The sequence below is a fragment of the Burkholderia sp. KJ006 genome (genome assembly GCF_000262695.1).
Lineage (GTDB): Bacteria > Pseudomonadota > Gammaproteobacteria > Burkholderiales > Burkholderiaceae > Burkholderia > Burkholderia vietnamiensis.
Genome location: NC_017920.1, coordinates 1,999,012 through 2,015,686, shown reverse-complemented (window position 1 = coordinate 2,015,686; position 16,675 = coordinate 1,999,012). Strand labels below are relative to the sequence as shown.

Here is a 16,675-nt window from a genome sequence, read left to right as displayed (position 1 = left end):
GCGCCCGATCGCATACGATTCCACGGCGTGAACAACCGGGGAGGAGATCGGCGATGGAAGTCTTTTGGACGTTGAAGAGCATCCCCGAACTGGCGAATCTGCCTGCGCGCGACAGGCGCGTCAACTGGCGACGCGCGTATTTTCGTAGCTGGCGCCATTGGCAGACATGGGCCGGTTTGCTCGCGTGCGCTCTATGCGCGGCACTTGGGGCCGGGCTCAGTGCAAGGGCGGGGCATCCGGTCGTGGGAGCGGTTGTCGGAGGCGCCGTGGGCGGATTCGTCTTCGGGCAAGCTGTGGTCCGTGTCGCGCGCGCCCATTACAGAAACGTGCTACTCGGTCTTGACGATTAGCAGGATGATCGCTGCGGTGGCTTCTTTACGTAAGGTCGCCGACGATCGCCGTAACGACGCCCGCATGACCGTTCGCTTGCCGCTTGACCGAGTGTCGTGCGTATCGACCGGCGATGGCCGACCGTCGAAAGCGCGAGCGCGGCGGTTCGCGTAACCGGCGCACGACGCACTCTCACGGAACGCGAACGTTCTGGAGCAGGGCCGCGACGGCATGACGATCGGCTCGGCGCCGCAGCCATCGCGCGCCGAGCCTGCCGCCGACGTCAGGACGCCTGCTTCGACATCAGATCGAGCGCCAGCGCCTGCGCGACTTCGATCCCGTCGATGGCCGCCGAGTAGATGCCGCCCGCATACCCGGCGCCTTCACCGGCCGGATACAGACCTTCGACGTTCACGCTCTGGTAATCGTCCTTGCGCCGAATGCGGATCGGCGACGACGTGCGCGTCTCCACGCCGGTGAGCACCGCATCGTGCATCGCGAAGCCGGCGATCTTTTTGTCGATCTGCGGCAGCGCTTCCCGAATCGCTTCGATCACGTAGTCGGGCAGCGCAGTGCTGAGATCGGTCGGCCGCACGCCCGGCTTGTACGACGGCACGACGGAGCCGAGCGACGTCGACGGCCGGCCCGCGATGAAATCGCCGACCAACTGGCCCGGTGCGCTGTAATCGCCGCCGCCGAGCTCGAACGCGCGTTCCTCCCATTTGCGCTGGAACGCGATGCCCGCGAGCGGGCCGCCCGGATAGTCTTCCGGCGTGATGCCGACGACGATCCCCGCGTTCGCGTTGCGCTCGGCGCGCGAATACTGGCTCATGCCGTTGGTGACCACGCGGCCGGGCTCGGACGTCGCCGCGACGACCGTGCCGCCCGGGCACATGCAGAAGCTGTACACCGCGCGCCCGTTGCTGCAGTGGTGGACCACCTTGTAATCCGCCGCGCCGAGCTGCTTGTGGCCCGCGAACTTGCCGAACCGGCTGCGGTCGATCAAGCCCTGCGGATGCTCGATCCGGAAGCCGAGCGAGAACGGCTTCGCCTCGATGAACACGCCGCGATCGTGCAGCACCTGGAACGTGTCGCGCGCGCTGTGGCCGACGGCCAGCACCACGTGATCGCAGCGCAGCGTTTCGCCGTTCGACAGCTTCAGCGCGCGAACCTTGCCCTGCTCGATGTCGATGTCCTCGACGCGGGTTTCGAAGCGCACTTCGCCGCCGAGCGCGTGGATCGTCGCGCGCATCTTTTCCACCATGCTGACGAGGCGGAACGTGCCGATGTGCGGCCGGCTCAGATACAGGATGTCCTCCGGCGCTCCGGCCTTGACGAACTCGTCGAGCACCTTGCGGCCGTAGTGATGCGGATCCTTGATCTGGCTGTACAGCTTGCCGTCGGAGAACGTGCCGGCGCCGCCTTCGCCGAACTGCACGTTGGACTCGGGATTGAGGACGCTCTTGCGCCACAGTCCGAACGTGTCCTTGGTGCGCTCGCGCACGGCCTTGCCGCGCTCGAGGATGATCGGGCGAAAGCCCATCTGCGCGAGGATCAGCCCGGCAAAGAGCCCGCACGGCCCCATCCCGATCACCACCGGGCGCAGGAAGTTGCCGTGCTCGGGCGCCTTCGTCACGAAGTGGTACGTCATGTCGGGCGTGACGCCGCAATGCGGCGTGCCGGCGAGTCGCGGCAGCACGGCCGCTTCGTCCTTGACCTCGACATCGACGATGTAGGTGAGCTTGATGTCGGCGCGCTTGCGCGCATCGTGCGCACGGCGGAACACCGTGTAGCGCAGAAGCCCGTCTGCCGGCACGCCGAGCTCGTCGAGGCGCGCGCGGATGGCGGCCTCGAGAGCGCTCTCGGGGTGGTCGAGCGGGAGTTTGATTTCGCTTAGCCGTAACATGAGTATTCGGATACGGTCGCCACGAAGCCGTGGCGGTGTTGAAACAGGCGAGAGCCGGCGCGCAGGCGAGGCGGTGGCGCGAAAAGCCGCGCCGTGCGGGCGCGGCCCGAGCTTACTCCGCTGCCGGGTGCATGCGGCTGTAGCGGTTCAGGATCGGGATCATCTGCGCGTAGATCTTCGGGTTCGCGGCGACGATCTCGTGGCGATGCAGGAAGTCCGCGTCGCCCGTGTAGTTGCCCACGAGACCGCCGGCCTCGGTGATCAGCAGGCTGCCCGCCGCCATGTCCCACACGTTGATGCCCTGCTCGAAGAACGCGTCGAGACGGCCGGCCGCGACGTTCGCGAGGTCGAGTGCGGCTGCGCCCGGGCGGCGCAGGCCCGTGCACGCTTGCGTCATCTCGGTGAACAGGCGCGCATACGCGTCGAGGCCGTCCTTCTCGCGGAACGGGAAGCCCGTGCCGACCAGCGCGTCGGCGAGGCGGTCGCGCCGGCCGACGCGAATGCGGCGGTCGTTCAGGTACGCGCCGCGGCCGCGGGTGGCCGTGAACAGGTCGTTGCGGTTCGGATCGTAGACGACGGCCTGCGTGACGACGCCCTTGTGCTCGAGCGCGATCGACACGCAGTAGTACGGGAAGCCGTGGATGAAGTTGGTGGTGCCGTCGAGCGGATCGATGATCCACTTGAACTCGGATTCGTTCTCCGATTCGCCCGATTCTTCCGCGAGGATCGCGTGGTCGGGGTAGGCGGTCTTCAGCGTCTCGATGATCGCCTCTTCGGCGGCCTTGTCCACTTCGGTGACGAAGTCGTTCTGCTGCTTCTTGCGGATCTCGATGAGGTCGAGATCGAGGGACGCACGATTGATGATCTGTCCGGCGCGGCGCGCAGCCTTGACAGCAATGTTGAGCATGGGATGCATGAGCCTGGATCCTGTAGCCGGCGGCACGGGCCGCCACGAAGTGGAACACACCGCCCGGAGCGGCGCAAACGTGCCGGGCGACATGAGACGCGAATTGACAAAGAGCGGGGTACGACCGCGGCGCACGGGATGCGACGCGTAAGCACATGATTTTAGCCGATTTTCGCGCATTTCGGTGCGCCGCGATGCGGGGAAACCCCCACTAGCCATCCGGACGAGTGGGTTTGCCGGGGCGATGGCGATACCATACGGCCATTCCGATGAACCGAGTCGTATCGAGTGGAAACTCCGCAGAACCCCGCCATGCCGTCCGAACCGGACGCAGCCTCGTCCCTGCCGCCGTCCGGCGGTTTCACCTCCACCCGCTTCGTGCTCGTCGAGCCGAGCCATCCCGGCAACGTCGGGGCGGCCGCCCGCGCGCTGAAGACGATGGGTTTCTCGCGGCTCGTGCTGGTCGCGCCGCGCGTGCCGCACGTCCAGAGCGACCCCGAAGCGATCGCGATGGCGAGCGGCGCGGACGACGTCCTCGCCGGCGCGCACGTGGTGCCTACGCTCGGCGACGCGTTGTCGGGCGTGCACTGGTCGATCGCGCTGACCGCCCGCACGCGCGAGTACGGCCCGCCGCGGCTCGCGCCGCGCGCGGCGGCCGCGCAAGCGCGCGCGCAGGTCGGCGCCGGCGACATCGCGCTCGTATTCGGCAACGAGCGCACCGGCCTCGCCAACGAGCACGTCGAGCAGTGCAGCGCGCTCGCGCACATCCCGGCGAATCCGGCCTACAGCTCGCTGAATCTCGCGCAGGCGATCCAGGTGCTCGCCTATGAACTGCGCGTCGCGTTCCTGGAGCACGGCGGCGCGCAGTCGCAGCCGGTGCAGGCCGAGGTCGGCACGCTCGCGCAGAGCGACGAGATCGAACGAATGTATGGCCACCTCGAGCGCGCGCTGATCGCGCTCGATTTTCTCGATCCGCGCAATCCGAAGAAGCTGATGCCGCGGCTGCGGCGCCTGTTCGCGCGCACCGGTCTCGAGCGCGAGGAGGTCAACATTCTGCGCGGCGTCGCGAAGCATATCCTGCTGAAGACGGGCGCCCCGGACGGCGATGCGTGAGCCGCCGTCGCACGCGCCGCGCACGAATACCCGTGCCGGCGGCGGGGTGAACGCGCGCCCGCGTGCGACCGTATGCGAGTGGCCCTACAATCGCCGAACGTCATAAGCAAAGAACCCGGCGCGATAACGGCCGGGCATGGCCGGCGGGCGCGCCGGCCTTTCCAGCCCACACCAGATCATGTTCACTAGACTGCGCGAAGACGTTGCGACGATTCGCGAGCGGGACCCCGCCGCTCGCAGTGCCTGGGAAGTGCTCACCTGTTATCCGGGGCTGCACGCGCTCGTGCTGCATCGGTTCGCGCATGCCTGCTGGCGCGCGAAACGCTACTGGCTCGCGCGGTTCGCGTCGCAGCTCGGTCGCTTCTTGACGGGGATCGAAATCCATCCGGGCGCGACGCTCGGCCGGCGCGTCTTCATCGATCACGGGATGGGCGTCGTGATCGGCGAGACCGCGATCGTCGGCGACGACTGCACGATCTACCAGGGCGTGACGCTCGGCGGCACGTCGCTCACGCGCGGCGCGAAGCGCCATCCGACGCTCGAGGCCGGCGTGATCGTCGGCGCGGGGGCGAAGGTGCTCGGCGGGTTCACGGTCGGTGCGGGCGCGAAGATCGGTTCGAACGCGGTCGTCGTGAAGCCGGTGCCGGCGGGCGGCACCGCGGTCGGCAACCCGGCGCGCATCGTGATGCCGGCGCAACCGAAGCCGCAGCCCGAACGCGCGGCGTTCTGCGCGTACGGGATCACGCCGAACGCGGACGACCCGATGTCGCTCGCGATACACGGCCTGATCGATCATGCGGCGAAGGAAAGCCGGCGCGTCGACGAGATCGTCGCCGCGCTCGAGCAGCTCGGCACCCATCTGGAAACGCTACAGGGCGCGGACGCAGCGCGTCTCGATCTGCGCCGCCTGTCGGCCGTGCTGGAGGGGAAGTCGGTCGAGCGTCAAACGTGACGCGACCCGCGCGGGCGGCGAGCCCGCGATAGCCGTATCGCTTGGCCGGTCGATCGGTCGGTCGAGGTCAGCGGAGGTCAGTCGAGCGGCATCGCGTGGATGCCTTCGGCATCGACGCGCAGATAGCCGCCGCGCGGCATGCCGTGATCGAGATCCCAGTCGGGCAGCACCCAGCGAATGCCGCCGGGCTCGGTGTGACGCGCGGGGCGATGCGTGTGGCCGTGAATGATCACGCTCGCGCTGCCTTTGCGGAACAGCGTGGCCACGCCGTCACGCGTGACGTCGTAGGCCGCTGAAACCGGGCGCATCCGGCCCGCTTCGCTGTTCGAGCGCATGCGTTGCGCGAGCGCGCGGCGCCAGCGAAACGGCCACGCGAGGAACAGCGCCTGCGCGACGCGATTGCGCGCGAAGCGCCTGAAGATCTGATAACGACGGTCGGCCGTGCATTGCGCGTCGCCGTGGGCCAGCACGATGCGTTGACCGAACGCCGTGATCAGCGCCGGGTCGGGCAGCAGCATCGCGCCGGCCGCCTTCATGAAGCGCCGGCCGAGCAGGAAATCGCGGTTGCCGTGCATCACGTAGAGCGCGATGCCGCGCTCGGAGAACGTGTGCATCAGTGCGGCCATGCGCGCCGCGAACGGATCGTCGTCGAGCACGTCGTCGCCGATCCAGTATTCGAACAGGTCGCCGAGGATGAACACCGAGTCGGCGCTGTCGGCGGTGTATTTCACGAAATGCTCGAACGCGGCGACCGTCTTCGGGATCGCGTCGCTCAGGTGCAGATCGGACAGGAACAGGAACGGGCGTGCGGCGTGCGCGTATTCGCGCTCACCCGGCACGCCCGCGGAGACGCTTCGCGGCGGACTCTCCTGCAGCATCGAAGTGCCTCCGTAGCAACCGTGCGTCAGACCACCACGGCCTTTTCGATCACGACGTCGTCGGCCGGCACGTCCTGGTGGAAGCCAGCGTTGCCCGTCTTTACGGCCTTGATCTTGTCGACCACGTCCTGGCCTTCGACGACCTTGCCGAACACCGCGTAGCCCCAGCCCTGCGGCGTCGGCGACGAGTGGTTCAGGAAGTCGTTGTCGTTCACGTTGATGAAGAACTGCGCGGTGGCCGAATGCGGATCGTTGGTGCGCGCCATCGCGATCGTGTACGTGTCGTTCTTCAGGCCGTTGTTCGCTTCGTTGTCGATCGGCGCGTCGGTCGGCTTTTGCTTCAGGCCCGGCTCGAAGCCGCCGCCCTGGATCATGAAGCCGTTGATCACGCGGTGGAACACCGTGCCGTCATAGTGGCCCTTCTTCACGTAGTTCAGGAAGTTCTCGACCGTCTTCGGTGCCTTCGCGGCGTCCAGCTCGAGCTTGATCACGCCGTGGTTCGTATGCAGTTCAACCATGATGAATTCCTTCGGTATGGCGGTTTAAATGGCACGCGGCCGGTCGTGCGACGCGGCCGCGTGTGGCGCCGGACGTGCCGGCAGGTGCTTATTTCGAGACGACGCTGGCCGATTCGATCACGACCGGCTGGGCCGGCACGTCCTGCATCGGGCCGCGCGAGGTCGTGGCCACGCCTTCGATCTTCTTCACGACGTCGAGGCCGGACACGACCTTGCCGAACACGGCATAGCCGTTGCCGTCCGGGTTCGGGTAGTCGAGGCCGCTGTTGTCGACGGTATTGATGAAGAACTGCGCGGTGGCCGAATTCGGATCGCTGGTGCGCGCCATCGCGATCGTGCCCGTCAGGTTCTTCAGACCATTGCGGCTTTCCAGCGGGATCGGCGCACGCGTCGGCTTTTCCTCGAAGTTGGTCTTGTAGCCGCCGCCCTGGATCATGAAGCCCTTGATCACGCGATGGAAGATCGTGCCGTTGTATTGGCCGGCCTTCACGTAATCGAGGAAGTTGGCGACCGTTTTCGGCGCCTTCTCCGGGTAGAGCTCGACGCGAATGTCGCCCTGCGAGGTCTTCAGCTGCACGACGGGGTGCGCGGTAGCCGATTGCGCAAAAGCAGGCGCGGTCGCGACAAGGGCGGCGCCGCCAAGCGCCAGCAACAGACGTTTCATTGCGATCCTCAGATGGGGAGGGAAGGGAGGCCGCGCCGCTTACTGCGACGGCGCGACGTACGGCGCGGCCAGCGCGCCGGACGGACCGTTGAACTGGAACGTCGGCGACAGCGGCAGCGTGGTGGTGCTCACGTTCGCGGCGGCGCGCTCGGTGTACGCGCGCGTGGACGGCGTGACCGCGCGTGCGTTGCCCGCCGTTTTCGGCGGCGTGACGATCTTCTGCAGATCGGCAAGGCGCTGCGCGGTTGCGCCGCTCGTGCGGCCGAGTGATTGCGCGCGCTTGTACGATTCGGCGGCGAGACGCAGGTACAGGTCGCCGAGGTTCTCGTACGCGAGCGAGTAGCTCGGGTTCGATTGCGTCGCGGTGACGAGCGCGCTGCGCGCTTCGTCGTAGCGGCCGTGCTTCGCGTACAGCGCCGCGAGGTTGTTGTACGGTTCGGGCAGTTCGGGGTACGCCTGCGTGATCGCGACGAACTGCTGGATCGCGTCGTCGTCGCGGTTCAGGCGTGCGAGCACCGTGCCGCGCTTGAACTGCGCCTGCACGTCGTGCGGATTCGCCGCAATGCGCGCATCGAGCTGCGCGAGCGCCTGTTGCCACTGCTTGCCGGAGATCGACGCGTCGATTTCGGGCGTGCCGTCGGCGATGGCGGGCGCTCTTTGCGCATGGGCTGCCGGGGCTGCGAAAAGCGTCAGCGCGACGCCCATGATGGCGGTTGCAACGAGGGTCGCAGCGCTCGGCGCGCGGCCGCGATGAGGTTTCATAGGCGTAAATCGGAATGTTATACTCCGAGCCATTCTAACAAAACGTCTGCGCGTTCCGGCGAGCGGCAGACAGTCTTTCTTTGCCTCTCGTGGCCGTCACCGCTGTGCTTGCAGCCTGACCGCCCCATGTGATATCGAGGACGTCCGGCGTCATGCCGCGGCAGGTGGTCCGTCCGTTTCGCATGCAGGGCGAGCTTCGCCAGGGCGGTTTCCTTCGGCTCACGGTTCATCTCTATGGAATCACTGCGCATCTACAACACGCTCGCGCGTGACAAGCAAGTTTTCGTGCCGCGCCAGCCCGGCGAAGTGCGAATGTACGTATGCGGGATCACCGTCTACGACTATTGTCACGTGGGCCACGCGCGCATGCTGGTCGTGTTCGACCTCGTCCAGCGCTGGCTGCGTGCGATCGGCTACCGGGTCACGTACGTGCGCAACATCACCGACGTCGACGACAAGATCATCCGCCGCGCGGTCGAGAACGGCGAGTCGATCAAGTCGCTGACCGACCGCTTCATCGGCGCGATGCACGACGATGAAGCGGCGCTCGGCATCCAGCGGCCCGACATCGAGCCGCGCGCGACGCAGTTCATTCCGCAGATGCTCGGGATGATCGAGCAGCTCGAGGCGAACGGCTACGCGTATCAGGCGAGCGACGGCGACGTCAATTATTCGGTCCGCAAGTTCGCGAACTACGGGAAGCTGTCCGGCAAGTCGCTCGACGATCTGCGCGCGGGCGAACGCGTGGCGGCCAACGACGCGAAGGAAGATCCGCTCGATTTCGTGTTGTGGAAGCGCGCGAAAGCTGAGGACCCCGAAGGCGCATCGTGGGCATCGAAATACGGGATGGGCCGGCCGGGCTGGCACATCGAGTGCTCCGCGATGGGCTGCACGTTGCTCGGCGAGCATTTCGACATCCACGGCGGCGGGCAGGATCTGCAATTCCCGCACCACGAGAACGAGATTGCGCAGAGCGAAGGCGCGACCGGTCAGACGTTCGTCAATTACTGGATGCACAACGGCTTCGTGCAGGTCGACAACGAGAAGATGTCGAAATCGCTCGGCAACTTCTTCACGATCCGCGAAGTGCTCGAGCGGTACGACGCCGAGGTCATGCGCTTCTTCATCGTGCGCACGCACTACCGGTCGCCGCTGAACTACAGCGACGTGCACCTCGACGATGCGCGCGCGTCGCTCACGCGTCTGTATACGGCGCTGAAGGACGTCGAGCCCGATGCGCTCGCGCTCGACTGGAACGAGCCTTACGCGCAGCGGTTCGCGGCCGCGATGAACGACGACATTAATACGCCGGTGGCGGTGGCGACGTTGTTCGAGCTCGCGGGCGAGGTCAACCGCACGCGCGATGCATCGCTCGCGCGGCAACTGAAACAACTGGCGGGCCTGCTGGGCCTGCTCGGCCGCGAGCCGCGCGCGTTCCTGCAGCAGGGCGCCGGCTCCGCGCAGGCGGGCGCGCTCGCAGCCGACGAAATCGAAGCGAGGATCGCCGCGCGCGTCGCGGCGAAACAAGCGAAGGACTATGCCGAAGCGGACCGGATTCGGGCGGAATTGCTCGAGGCCGGCATCGCACTTGAAGACAAACCGGGCGGATCGACCGAATGGCGTCGCGTATGAGCGCGGCGCGTTCCACTGATCGATCCGTCGGGTAGGAGGCAAGATGGCAACGGCCAGAAAAGCGCCGGTCAGGCGTGCGACTCCGCTCGCCGCGCGTCCGGCAGCCAAGCGCGGCTCGGCGGCGAAGTCGGACGCGACGCGCGCCGTGCTGAACGGCGCGCTCAACGGTCATGCGAAGCCGGTGCGCGCGAAAGGCGTCGACCCGGCTCAGCCGGAAACCACGTCGGCGGCTACCGACACGGCTCGCAAGGTGCGCGCATCCGACGATGCGGGCAGCGCCGACGTCGTGCGTCCCGCATACTGGGACAAGGCATGCGCCGATCTCGTCAAGCGCGACCGCATTCTGAAGAAGCTGATCCCGAAGTTCGGCCCGGCGCATCTCGTGAAGCGCGGCGAGCCGTTCGTCACGCTCGCGCGCTCGGTCGTCGGCCAGCAGATTTCGGTGCCGTCGGCGCAGGCGCTGTGGGCGCGCATCGAGGATGCGTGTCCGAAGCTCGCGCCGCAACCGGTGATCCGGCTCGGCGCGGACAAGCTGATCGCGTGCGGCCTGTCGAAGCGCAAGACCGAATACATTCTCGATCTCGCGCAGCACTTCGTGTCGGGCGCGCTGCACGTCGACAAATGGACGTCGATGGACGACGAGGACGTGATCGCGGAACTCACGCAGATCCGCGGCATCAGCCGCTGGACGGCCGAGATGTTCCTGATCTTCAACCTGTCGCGTCCGGATGTCCTGCCGCTCGACGATCCTGGCCTGATCCGTGCGATTAGCGTCAACTACTTCAGCGGAGAGCCCGTCACGCGCAGCGAAGCGCGCGAAGTGGCCGCCAACTGGGAGCCGTGGCGTACCGTCGCGACCTGGTACATGTGGCGCAGCCTCGACGTGCCCGATGGCGACGTCGATTGACGTCTATCAGGTTTTAAACATCAATAGTTGAGAACCGGTTTTGCGCATCGCCCGCGCGGGTAGAATACGCGCTGCCGCAAGACCCAAGGATTCGAACACATGAAGACCACGTTTCTGGATTTCGAACAGCCGATCGCCGAACTCGAGGCCAAGATCGAAGAACTGCGGTTCGTGCAGGACGACTCGGCTGTCGATATTTCGGAAGAAATCGAGCGGTTGTCGAAGAAGAGCCAGCAACTGACGAAGGATCTGTACGCGAACCTGTCGCCGTGGCAGGTCTCGCAGATCGCGCGACATCCGCAGCGTCCGTACACGCTCGACTACGTTGCCGAACTGTTCACCGATTTCCACGAATTGCACGGCGACCGCGCATACGCGGACGACGTTTCGATCGTCGGCGGTCTCGCCCGCTTCGGCGGTCATCCGTGCATGGTGATCGGCCACCAGAAGGGGCGCGACACGAAGGAACGTGCGGCGCGCAACTTCGGGATGCCGCGTCCGGAAGGCTATCGCAAGGCCGAACGGCTGATGCGGCTCGCAGAGAAGTTCGGCTTGCCGATCTTCACGTTCGTCGACACGCCGGGCGCGTACCCGGGCATCGGCGCGGAAGAGCGCGGCCAGTCCGAGGCGATCGGCCGCAACCTGTACGTGATGGCCGAGCTGAAGACGCCGATCATCACGACGGTGATCGGCGAGGGCGGTTCGGGCGGCGCGCTCGCGATCGCCGTGGGCGATACCGTGATGATGTTGCAGTTCTCGACCTATTCGGTGATCTCGCCGGAAGGCTGCGCGTCGATCCTGTGGAAGAGCGCGGCGAAGGCGCCCGAGGCGGCGGAAGCGCTGGGCTTGACCGCACATCGACTGAAGGCGCTCGGCCTGATCGACAAGATCATCAACGAGCCGCTCGGCGGCGCGCACCGCGATCCTAAGGGCATGGCCGCGTTGCTGCGCCGTGCGCTCGCCGATTCGCTGCGCCAGTTCCAGGGCATGAGCATCGACGCGCTGCGCGAGCGCCGCTTCGAGCGCCTGATGGCCTACGGCAAGTTCAAGGAAACCACACCCGGCGCATGACCGGCGTGTTCACATCGCGCGCCGTCCGGCGCGCGTCCCTCACGTGATTCCTCCAACCGAATTCCGCGCCGACCGCGTCGTCCTCGATGCGGTCGGCGCGGCGCTTTCCGGGCTGCCGGCCGATGCGCGCATCGCCATCGCATACAGCGGCGGCCTCGACTCGACGGTGCTGCTCGACGCGGCTGTGCGCGTCGCCGGTGCCGCTCGCTGCGTCGCGCTGCACGTGCATCACGGGCTGAGCGCGAACGCCGACGCCTGGGTCGCATACGCGCAGGCGACCGCGGAGCGGCTCGGGGTCACGTTCGAATCGGAGCGGGTCGACGTCCCGCGCGACAGCGGCCTCGGCATCGAGGCGACGGCGCGCGAGCGCCGCTATGCGGCGCTCGACGCGATGTGCGAGCGTCACGGCGTCGCCGCGCTCTGGATTGCGCAGCACGCCGACGATCAGGCCGAGACGGTGTTGCTGCAATTGTTGCGCGGTGCGGGAATCGCCGGCCTGGCCGCGATGGCGCCGCGCTACCGTCCTGACGGCGCGAGCGTCGAGCGCGTGCGGCCGCTGCTGCGACTGTTGCGCGCGCAACTGGAGCGCTATGCGGCGCAGCGCGAGCTCGCGTGGATCGACGACGAATCGAATGCCGACACGCGCTATGCGCGCAATGCGTTGCGGCTCGACGTGCTGCCGGCGCTCGCCGTGCATTTCCCCGGTTTTCGCGACGCGCTCGGCCGCGCGGCCCAGCATGCGGCCGCCGCGCAGCGCCTGCTCGACGACCTCGCCGAGCTCGATTTCGCGGGCGCGGCGCGCGACGACGGCCGCGCCTTGTCGCGCGACGCGCTGATCGCGTTCGACGACACGCGCGGCGCGAACCTGCTGCGTTACTGGATGCGCAAGCTCGGGTTGCCCGGCGCGTCGGCGGGCAGGCTGGCAAACATGATGCGGCAGCTTCGCGATGCGCACGACGCGCATGCGCTGCGGGTCGATCACGCGGGCCAGTGCCTGCGGCTCTACCGCGATGCGGTGTATTGGGAGCTGGCCGACAGCGCGGAGCCACCGGACGACGGCACCGGCACGCCGCATCCCGACTCGTCGCTCGTGTGGAACGGCGACGAGGTGTGGCATCTGCCGGCATGGCGCGGCACGTTCGTGTTCGCCGCGGCGGAGGCGGGCAGCGACGGGGCGGTGCCGGAGGCGCTGCTGCGCAGCGGGGCGCTCGTCGCGCGCGCACGCAGCGGCGGCGAGCGGCTGCGTACGTCGCCGGGCGGCCCCGGTCGGACGCTGAAGAACCTGTTCCAGGAGCGCGGCGTGCCGGCGTGGCAGCGCGACGTGCCGCTGCTGTATGCCGGCGAGCGGCTCGTGTACGTGCCGCGGCTCGGCATCAATCATGGCGACGGGTTGGCGGCCGACGGCCGCTGGCGCCGCATCGAATGGCGGCCCGACCTGCTGATCGCTTAGCGGCGGCTCGCTGGCGGCGGTGATCGCGCGCCGGTTTTCACCATTTGGTAAACAGCGCCGGAACGCTTGCCAAACGGGCGGGGCGGCTTGTCAAGCGGGCCTCTATCGGGTACGCTCGGACGTTTGCTCGGCTCGATTTTTGAGCGTTTTGTGCAGGTTTTCCGCGTGACGTACCCGGTTTGCGCGGCCTGATCGGCCTTCCGGGCAAACTCCGTCACGCTTGCGTGTTGCGTCCCAGCCGTCCCCCTCGTCGTCCGTCCACAGCCACAAGCCGCGTGACCGAACGGCAACGCGGCCTGCCCAGCGCGCCCGTGCGGCTTCTCCTTCAGTTCAGAACGACAATGGCACTCATCGTACACAAATACGGCGGCACTTCGATGGGCTCGGTCGAGCGCATCAAGAACGTCGCGAAACGCGTCGCAAAATGGCATCAGGCCGGGCACCAGATGGTGGTCGTGCCGTCCGCGATGTCCGGCGAAACCAACCGCCTGCTCGGTCTCGCGAAAGAGATTTCGAGCCAGCCGAGCCCGCGTGAGCTCGACATGATTGCGTCGACCGGCGAGCAGGTCAGCGTCGGTCTGCTGTCGATCGCGCTGCAGGAAATCGGCGTCGAAGCCGTGAGCTATGCCGGCTGGCAAGTGCCGATCAAGACGGACAGCGCGTTCACGAAGGCGCGTATCCACTCGATCGACGACGAACGCGTGAAGGCGGATCTGAACGCCGGCAAGGTCGTGATCATCACGGGCTTCCAGGGTGTCGATCCGGACGGCCACATCACGACGCTCGGCCGTGGCGGCTCGGACACGTCGGCGGTGGCGGTTGCGGCTGCGCTCGGTGCCGAAGAGTGCCTGATCTATACGGACGTCGACGGCGTCTACACGACCGACCCGCGTGTGGTCGAAGAGGCGCGCCGCCTCGACCGCGTGACGTTCGAGGAAATGCTGGAAATGGCGAGCCTCGGCTCGAAGGTTCTGCAGATCCGCTCGGTCGAATTCGCCGGCAAATACCAGGTGAAGACGCGTGTGTTGTCGAGCCTGACCGACCCGCTGATTGCGCTCGACGAAGAAATGCGCTCGGGCACCCTGATTACTTTTGAAGAAGACGAGACCATGGAAAAGGCAGTCATTTCCGGCATCGCGTTCCAGCGCGACGAAGCACGCATTGCGGTGATGGGCGTGCCCGACAAGCCGGGCATCGCGTATCAGATCCTCGGCCCGGTCGCCGATGCGAACGTCGACGTCGACATGATCATCCAGAACCAGAGCGTCGAGGGCAAGACCGACTTCACGTTCACGGTCGGTCGCGGCGACTACCAGAAGGCGATGGACATCCTGACCAATCAGGTGAAGGGCCATGTGAACGCGGAGCGCGTGCAGGGCGACCCGAAGGTGTCGAAGGTGTCGGTGGTCGGCGTCGGCATGCGTTCGCACGTCGGTGTCGCGAGCAAGATGTTCCGTACGTTGTCGGAAGAGGGCATCAACATCCAGATGATCTCGACGTCCGAAATCAAGATTTCGGTGCTGATCGACGAGAAGTACATGGAACTGGCGGTCCGCGCGCTGCACAAGGCATTCGAACTCGACCAGGCACCGTGAATTTTTCGTGATGCATTGAAGAAAATGCATCGCGGAAATTGACGGGCGGTTCGAAACCCTATATTATTTCGTTCTCGTCGCACTGCCTCCCTGGTGCGAGCGAAAGTTTGGGAGACGTGGCCGAGAGGTCGAAGGCACTCCCCTGCTAAGGGAGCATCTGGGCCAAAACCTGGATCGAGGGTTCGAATCCCTCCGTCTCCGCCAAAAGCGGTGACAAAGCCCCGTAAGTTCAAGGACTTACGGGGCTTTTTCTTTTGGTTGTCACGTCGCCCCCCAATCCCCCTCGACTTCCCCCAAGCTCCCGCGCTAAATAGCGATATAGCCTCGCGCCCCTCAGCCGGAGTCCCGCCCCGCATGCATTCCGTCCTCACGCTTCTTTCGCATCGCCCCGTCGACGGGCTCGTCGCCAACCACGCCGATTACGCGCACAGCCACGGCTACCGCCACGCGATCGTCGACAGCGCGCACATCTACGGCGAGCGTCAACAAGTGCTTCACAAGTACCACGCGATCATCGCGCAGCTCGCGGCGATGGAGCCGCAGGCATTGCTTCTCGTGCTCGACCCATTCTCCGTCGTACTGGCCCGGCACGCACTGCCGGAGATCGCCGACGGCTACGACGCGATCGTCACCACCCAGACGCCGACGTCGCCATTACCCGCGCCCAGCGGCATGATCTTCCGCAACGTCCCCGACGTTCGCGAGCGCTTGCGGCGTCTTACGGTCGAACTCGGCAAGTGGGCGATGCATCTGCCCGAGCGGCAGAACGAATGCGAAGCGACGCTGCTCGCCGAACACTTCCCGCCGTTGCCGTTCGATCAGCCGCTGTCGAACCGCCATTACGCATCGGCCCAGACCGTGTGGCGCGACGGCCATGCAATCGACGTGGTCGTGAGCGCGCGTCCGCTCGTCGCGCATCAGGCGCCCGAATGGCGGCAGATCGACGGCGTATGGGCGCCGACGCCCGACTACGACTTCCGCTACGTGCTCGCGCTCGTCGACGATGCGGCGCGCGTGCTGCATGGCGAACAGCCGCACGCGATGGCCGACTGGCGCGCCGCGCAACAGCGCACGCGCGAGCCGGTGCGGCATCTGAATCCGCAGGCGCGCATTGCATTCGTGAGCCTGCATACGTCGCACATCGCCGGCTACGGCGATCTGCACGAAGAGAACTTCGTTCGCTATTGCACGCGACACGGCTACGCGTACCACGCCTATCGCGAGCCGCCGTCGTTCCTGCCGCCCGGCGTCGACGCGAACTGGGCCAAGCTGCATCTGATTCGCGAACACCTGCCGCAGCACGACTTCGTGTTCTGGGTCGATGCCGACATCCTCGCGATCGACCAGCGTCAGCCGGTCGACGGCGTGATCGACGGCCGCGATTTCGTGATCGGCACCGATCACACGGCCTGGGCGATCAACTCCTGCATGATCGGCGTGCGCAACGTCGCGCCGATGCATGAACTGGTCGGCCGCATATGCGCCCGCATCGAGAGCTTCGACGACCGCTCGTCGGTATACGCGAGCGGCGGCGACCAGCAGGCGATCTACGTCGAACTGCTGGCGGCCGGCATGATCGATGCGTGCTACATCGTCGATGCGACGTCGCTCGCATCGTCGCCGGTCTATGCGACGCGCGACAGCTGCTTCGTCCATTTCCCCGCGCAGCACAATCACTATCGCGCGGTGTCGATGCAAGTGTGGGACCGGCTGAGCCGCGAGCGCTGACACGACGCGCGGCCGCCGATGCCGCGCGTTGAAGCCAAAACGAAAGGGTGCCTGTAAGGATCGAGCGACGCGCAGACCTCGCACGCTGCGGCTCGTCGTTGCATGCACAGCAGCATGCTTCCGGAAAAAAATGCGACGACGCGCGCCATCCGGCACGCCAGGTGCCCGTTCAATACGAAAAATTACGCATAAAAATCAGCGGCCTATCGGGCGAACGGAATTTCATGTTCTGTTGCGCTGCAAAAAATAATTAATCGCCTTA

General features: G+C 66.4%; 14 protein-coding genes, 1 tRNA gene and 1 pseudogene. 9 read left to right on the top strand and 7 right to left on the bottom strand.

Annotation, left to right across the window (positions count from 1 at the left end; all coding sequences use genetic code 11):
- Positions 1-613: 613 nt before the first annotated feature.
- Both MYA_RS09095 and MYA_RS09090 read right to left on the bottom strand, forming a co-directional pair.
- Positions 614-2,236, bottom strand: coding sequence for an NAD(P)/FAD-dependent oxidoreductase (locus tag MYA_RS09095; RefSeq protein ID WP_014723262.1), 1,623 nt, complete (start codon positions 2,234-2,236; stop codon positions 614-616).
- Positions 2,237-2,348: 112 nt separating this feature from the next.
- Positions 2,349-3,152 (bottom strand): inositol monophosphatase family protein, encoded by an 804-nt coding sequence (locus MYA_RS09090; RefSeq protein ID WP_011885205.1) that lies wholly within the window; start codon positions 3,150-3,152, stop codon positions 2,349-2,351.
- 279 nt (positions 3,153-3,431) lie between these two features.
- On the opposite strand from MYA_RS09090, the gene MYA_RS09085 reads away from it, so the two are divergent.
- Complete coding sequence (locus MYA_RS09085) at positions 3,432-4,256, top strand: RNA methyltransferase (protein WP_014723261.1); 825 nt, start codon at positions 3,432-3,434, stop codon at positions 4,254-4,256.
- 178 nt (positions 4,257-4,434) lie between these two features.
- Positions 4,435-5,208, top strand: coding sequence for a serine O-acetyltransferase (gene cysE, locus MYA_RS09080; RefSeq protein WP_011885203.1), 774 nt, complete (start codon positions 4,435-4,437; stop codon positions 5,206-5,208).
- A gap of 77 nt (positions 5,209-5,285) precedes the next feature.
- Here the strand turns inward: cysE and MYA_RS09075 are convergent, their stop codons facing one another.
- From MYA_RS09075 to MYA_RS09060, 4 genes are all read right to left on the bottom strand, one after another.
- Positions 5,286-6,086 carry a UDP-2,3-diacylglucosamine diphosphatase gene (locus MYA_RS09075; RefSeq protein WP_014723259.1) on the bottom strand — a complete coding sequence of 267 codons (801 nt, stop codon included), beginning with the start codon at positions 6,084-6,086 and terminating at the stop codon, positions 5,286-5,288.
- Positions 6,087-6,112: 26 nt separating this feature from the next.
- Positions 6,113-6,604: a peptidylprolyl isomerase gene (locus MYA_RS09070; RefSeq protein WP_011885201.1), complete on the bottom strand. Its 492-nt coding sequence runs from the start codon at positions 6,602-6,604 to the stop codon at positions 6,113-6,115.
- A gap of 88 nt (positions 6,605-6,692) precedes the next feature.
- Complete coding sequence (locus MYA_RS09065; protein WP_014723258.1) at positions 6,693-7,268, bottom strand: peptidylprolyl isomerase; 576 nt, start codon at positions 7,266-7,268, stop codon at positions 6,693-6,695.
- A 39-nt stretch (positions 7,269-7,307) separates the two neighbouring features.
- Entirely contained in the window at positions 7,308-8,030 is a 723-nt protein-coding gene (locus MYA_RS09060) for a tetratricopeptide repeat protein (RefSeq protein ID WP_060044880.1), read from the bottom strand.
- 234 nt (positions 8,031-8,264) lie between these two features.
- Here MYA_RS09060 and cysS point away from each other — a divergent pair, with 234 nt between their 5' ends.
- The 4 genes from cysS (at position 8,265) to tilS (ending at position 13,090) form a co-directional block, all read left to right on the top strand.
- Positions 8,265-9,662 carry a cysteine--tRNA ligase gene (gene cysS, locus MYA_RS09055; protein ID WP_014723256.1) on the top strand — a complete coding sequence of 466 codons (1,398 nt, stop codon included), beginning with the start codon at positions 8,265-8,267 and terminating at the stop codon, positions 9,660-9,662.
- A 43-nt stretch (positions 9,663-9,705) separates the two neighbouring features.
- Positions 9,706-10,569, top strand: coding sequence for a DNA-3-methyladenine glycosylase family protein (locus MYA_RS09050; protein ID WP_011885197.1), 864 nt, complete (start codon positions 9,706-9,708; stop codon positions 10,567-10,569).
- Between the two features lie 99 nt (positions 10,570-10,668).
- Complete coding sequence (locus MYA_RS09045) at positions 10,669-11,640, top strand: acetyl-CoA carboxylase carboxyltransferase subunit alpha (RefSeq protein WP_011885196.1); 972 nt, start codon at positions 10,669-10,671, stop codon at positions 11,638-11,640.
- Positions 11,641-11,683: 43 nt separating this feature from the next.
- Positions 11,684-13,090 carry a tRNA lysidine(34) synthetase TilS gene (gene tilS, locus MYA_RS09040; RefSeq protein ID WP_011885195.1) on the top strand — a complete coding sequence of 469 codons (1,407 nt, stop codon included), beginning with the start codon at positions 11,684-11,686 and terminating at the stop codon, positions 13,088-13,090.
- Positions 13,091-13,211: 121 nt separating this feature from the next.
- Here tilS and MYA_RS32565 read toward each other — a convergent pair.
- Positions 13,212-13,449: pseudogene (locus MYA_RS32565) on the bottom strand (hypothetical protein); the annotation flags it as partial.
- Between MYA_RS32565 and MYA_RS09035 the strand changes: the two are divergent.
- The 3 genes from MYA_RS09035 (at position 13,432) to MYA_RS09025 (ending at position 16,413) form a co-directional block, all read left to right on the top strand.
- Positions 13,432-14,685: an aspartate kinase gene (locus tag MYA_RS09035; RefSeq protein WP_011885194.1), complete on the top strand. Its 1,254-nt coding sequence runs from the start codon at positions 13,432-13,434 to the stop codon at positions 14,683-14,685. The pseudogene MYA_RS32565 and the gene MYA_RS09035 overlap by 18 nt on opposite strands.
- 110 nt (positions 14,686-14,795) lie before the next feature.
- A tRNA-Ser gene (locus MYA_RS09030) sits at positions 14,796-14,889 on the top strand.
- A gap of 150 nt (positions 14,890-15,039) precedes the next feature.
- The gene (locus MYA_RS09025) at positions 15,040-16,413 is read left to right on the top strand and encodes a hypothetical protein (protein WP_014723254.1); all 1,374 of its coding nucleotides are present in this window, start codon (positions 15,040-15,042) and stop codon (positions 16,411-16,413) included.
- Positions 16,414-16,675: the final 262 nt, after the last annotated feature.

What these genes read in the sequence shown, in the direction of transcription:
- MYA_RS09095 (WP_014723262.1), bottom strand. Translation starts at nt 2,236, where the DNA reads ATGTTACGGCTAAGCGAAATCAAACTCCCGCTCGACCACCCCGAGAGC.
- MYA_RS09090 (WP_011885205.1), bottom strand. Translation starts at nt 3,152, where the DNA reads ATGCATCCCATGCTCAACATTGCTGTCAAGGCTGCGCGCCGCGCCGGA.
- cysE (WP_011885203.1), top strand. Translation starts at nt 4,435, where the DNA reads ATGTTCACTAGACTGCGCGAAGACGTTGCGACGATTCGCGAGCGGGAC.
- MYA_RS09075 (WP_014723259.1), bottom strand. Translation starts at nt 6,086, where the DNA reads ATGCTGCAGGAGAGTCCGCCGCGAAGCGTCTCCGCGGGCGTGCCGGGT.
- MYA_RS09070 (WP_011885201.1), bottom strand. Translation starts at nt 6,604, where the DNA reads ATGGTTGAACTGCATACGAACCACGGCGTGATCAAGCTCGAGCTGGAC.
- MYA_RS09065 (WP_014723258.1), bottom strand. Translation starts at nt 7,268, where the DNA reads ATGAAACGTCTGTTGCTGGCGCTTGGCGGCGCCGCCCTTGTCGCGACC.
- MYA_RS09060 (WP_060044880.1), bottom strand. Translation starts at nt 8,030, where the DNA reads ATGAAACCTCATCGCGGCCGCGCGCCGAGCGCTGCGACCCTCGTTGCA.
- cysS (WP_014723256.1), top strand. Translation starts at nt 8,265, where the DNA reads ATGGAATCACTGCGCATCTACAACACGCTCGCGCGTGACAAGCAAGTT.
- MYA_RS09050 (WP_011885197.1), top strand. Translation starts at nt 9,706, where the DNA reads ATGGCAACGGCCAGAAAAGCGCCGGTCAGGCGTGCGACTCCGCTCGCC.
- MYA_RS09045 (WP_011885196.1), top strand. Translation starts at nt 10,669, where the DNA reads ATGAAGACCACGTTTCTGGATTTCGAACAGCCGATCGCCGAACTCGAG.
- MYA_RS09035 (WP_011885194.1), top strand. Translation starts at nt 13,432, where the DNA reads ATGGCACTCATCGTACACAAATACGGCGGCACTTCGATGGGCTCGGTC.
- MYA_RS09025 (WP_014723254.1), top strand. Translation starts at nt 15,040, where the DNA reads ATGCATTCCGTCCTCACGCTTCTTTCGCATCGCCCCGTCGACGGGCTC.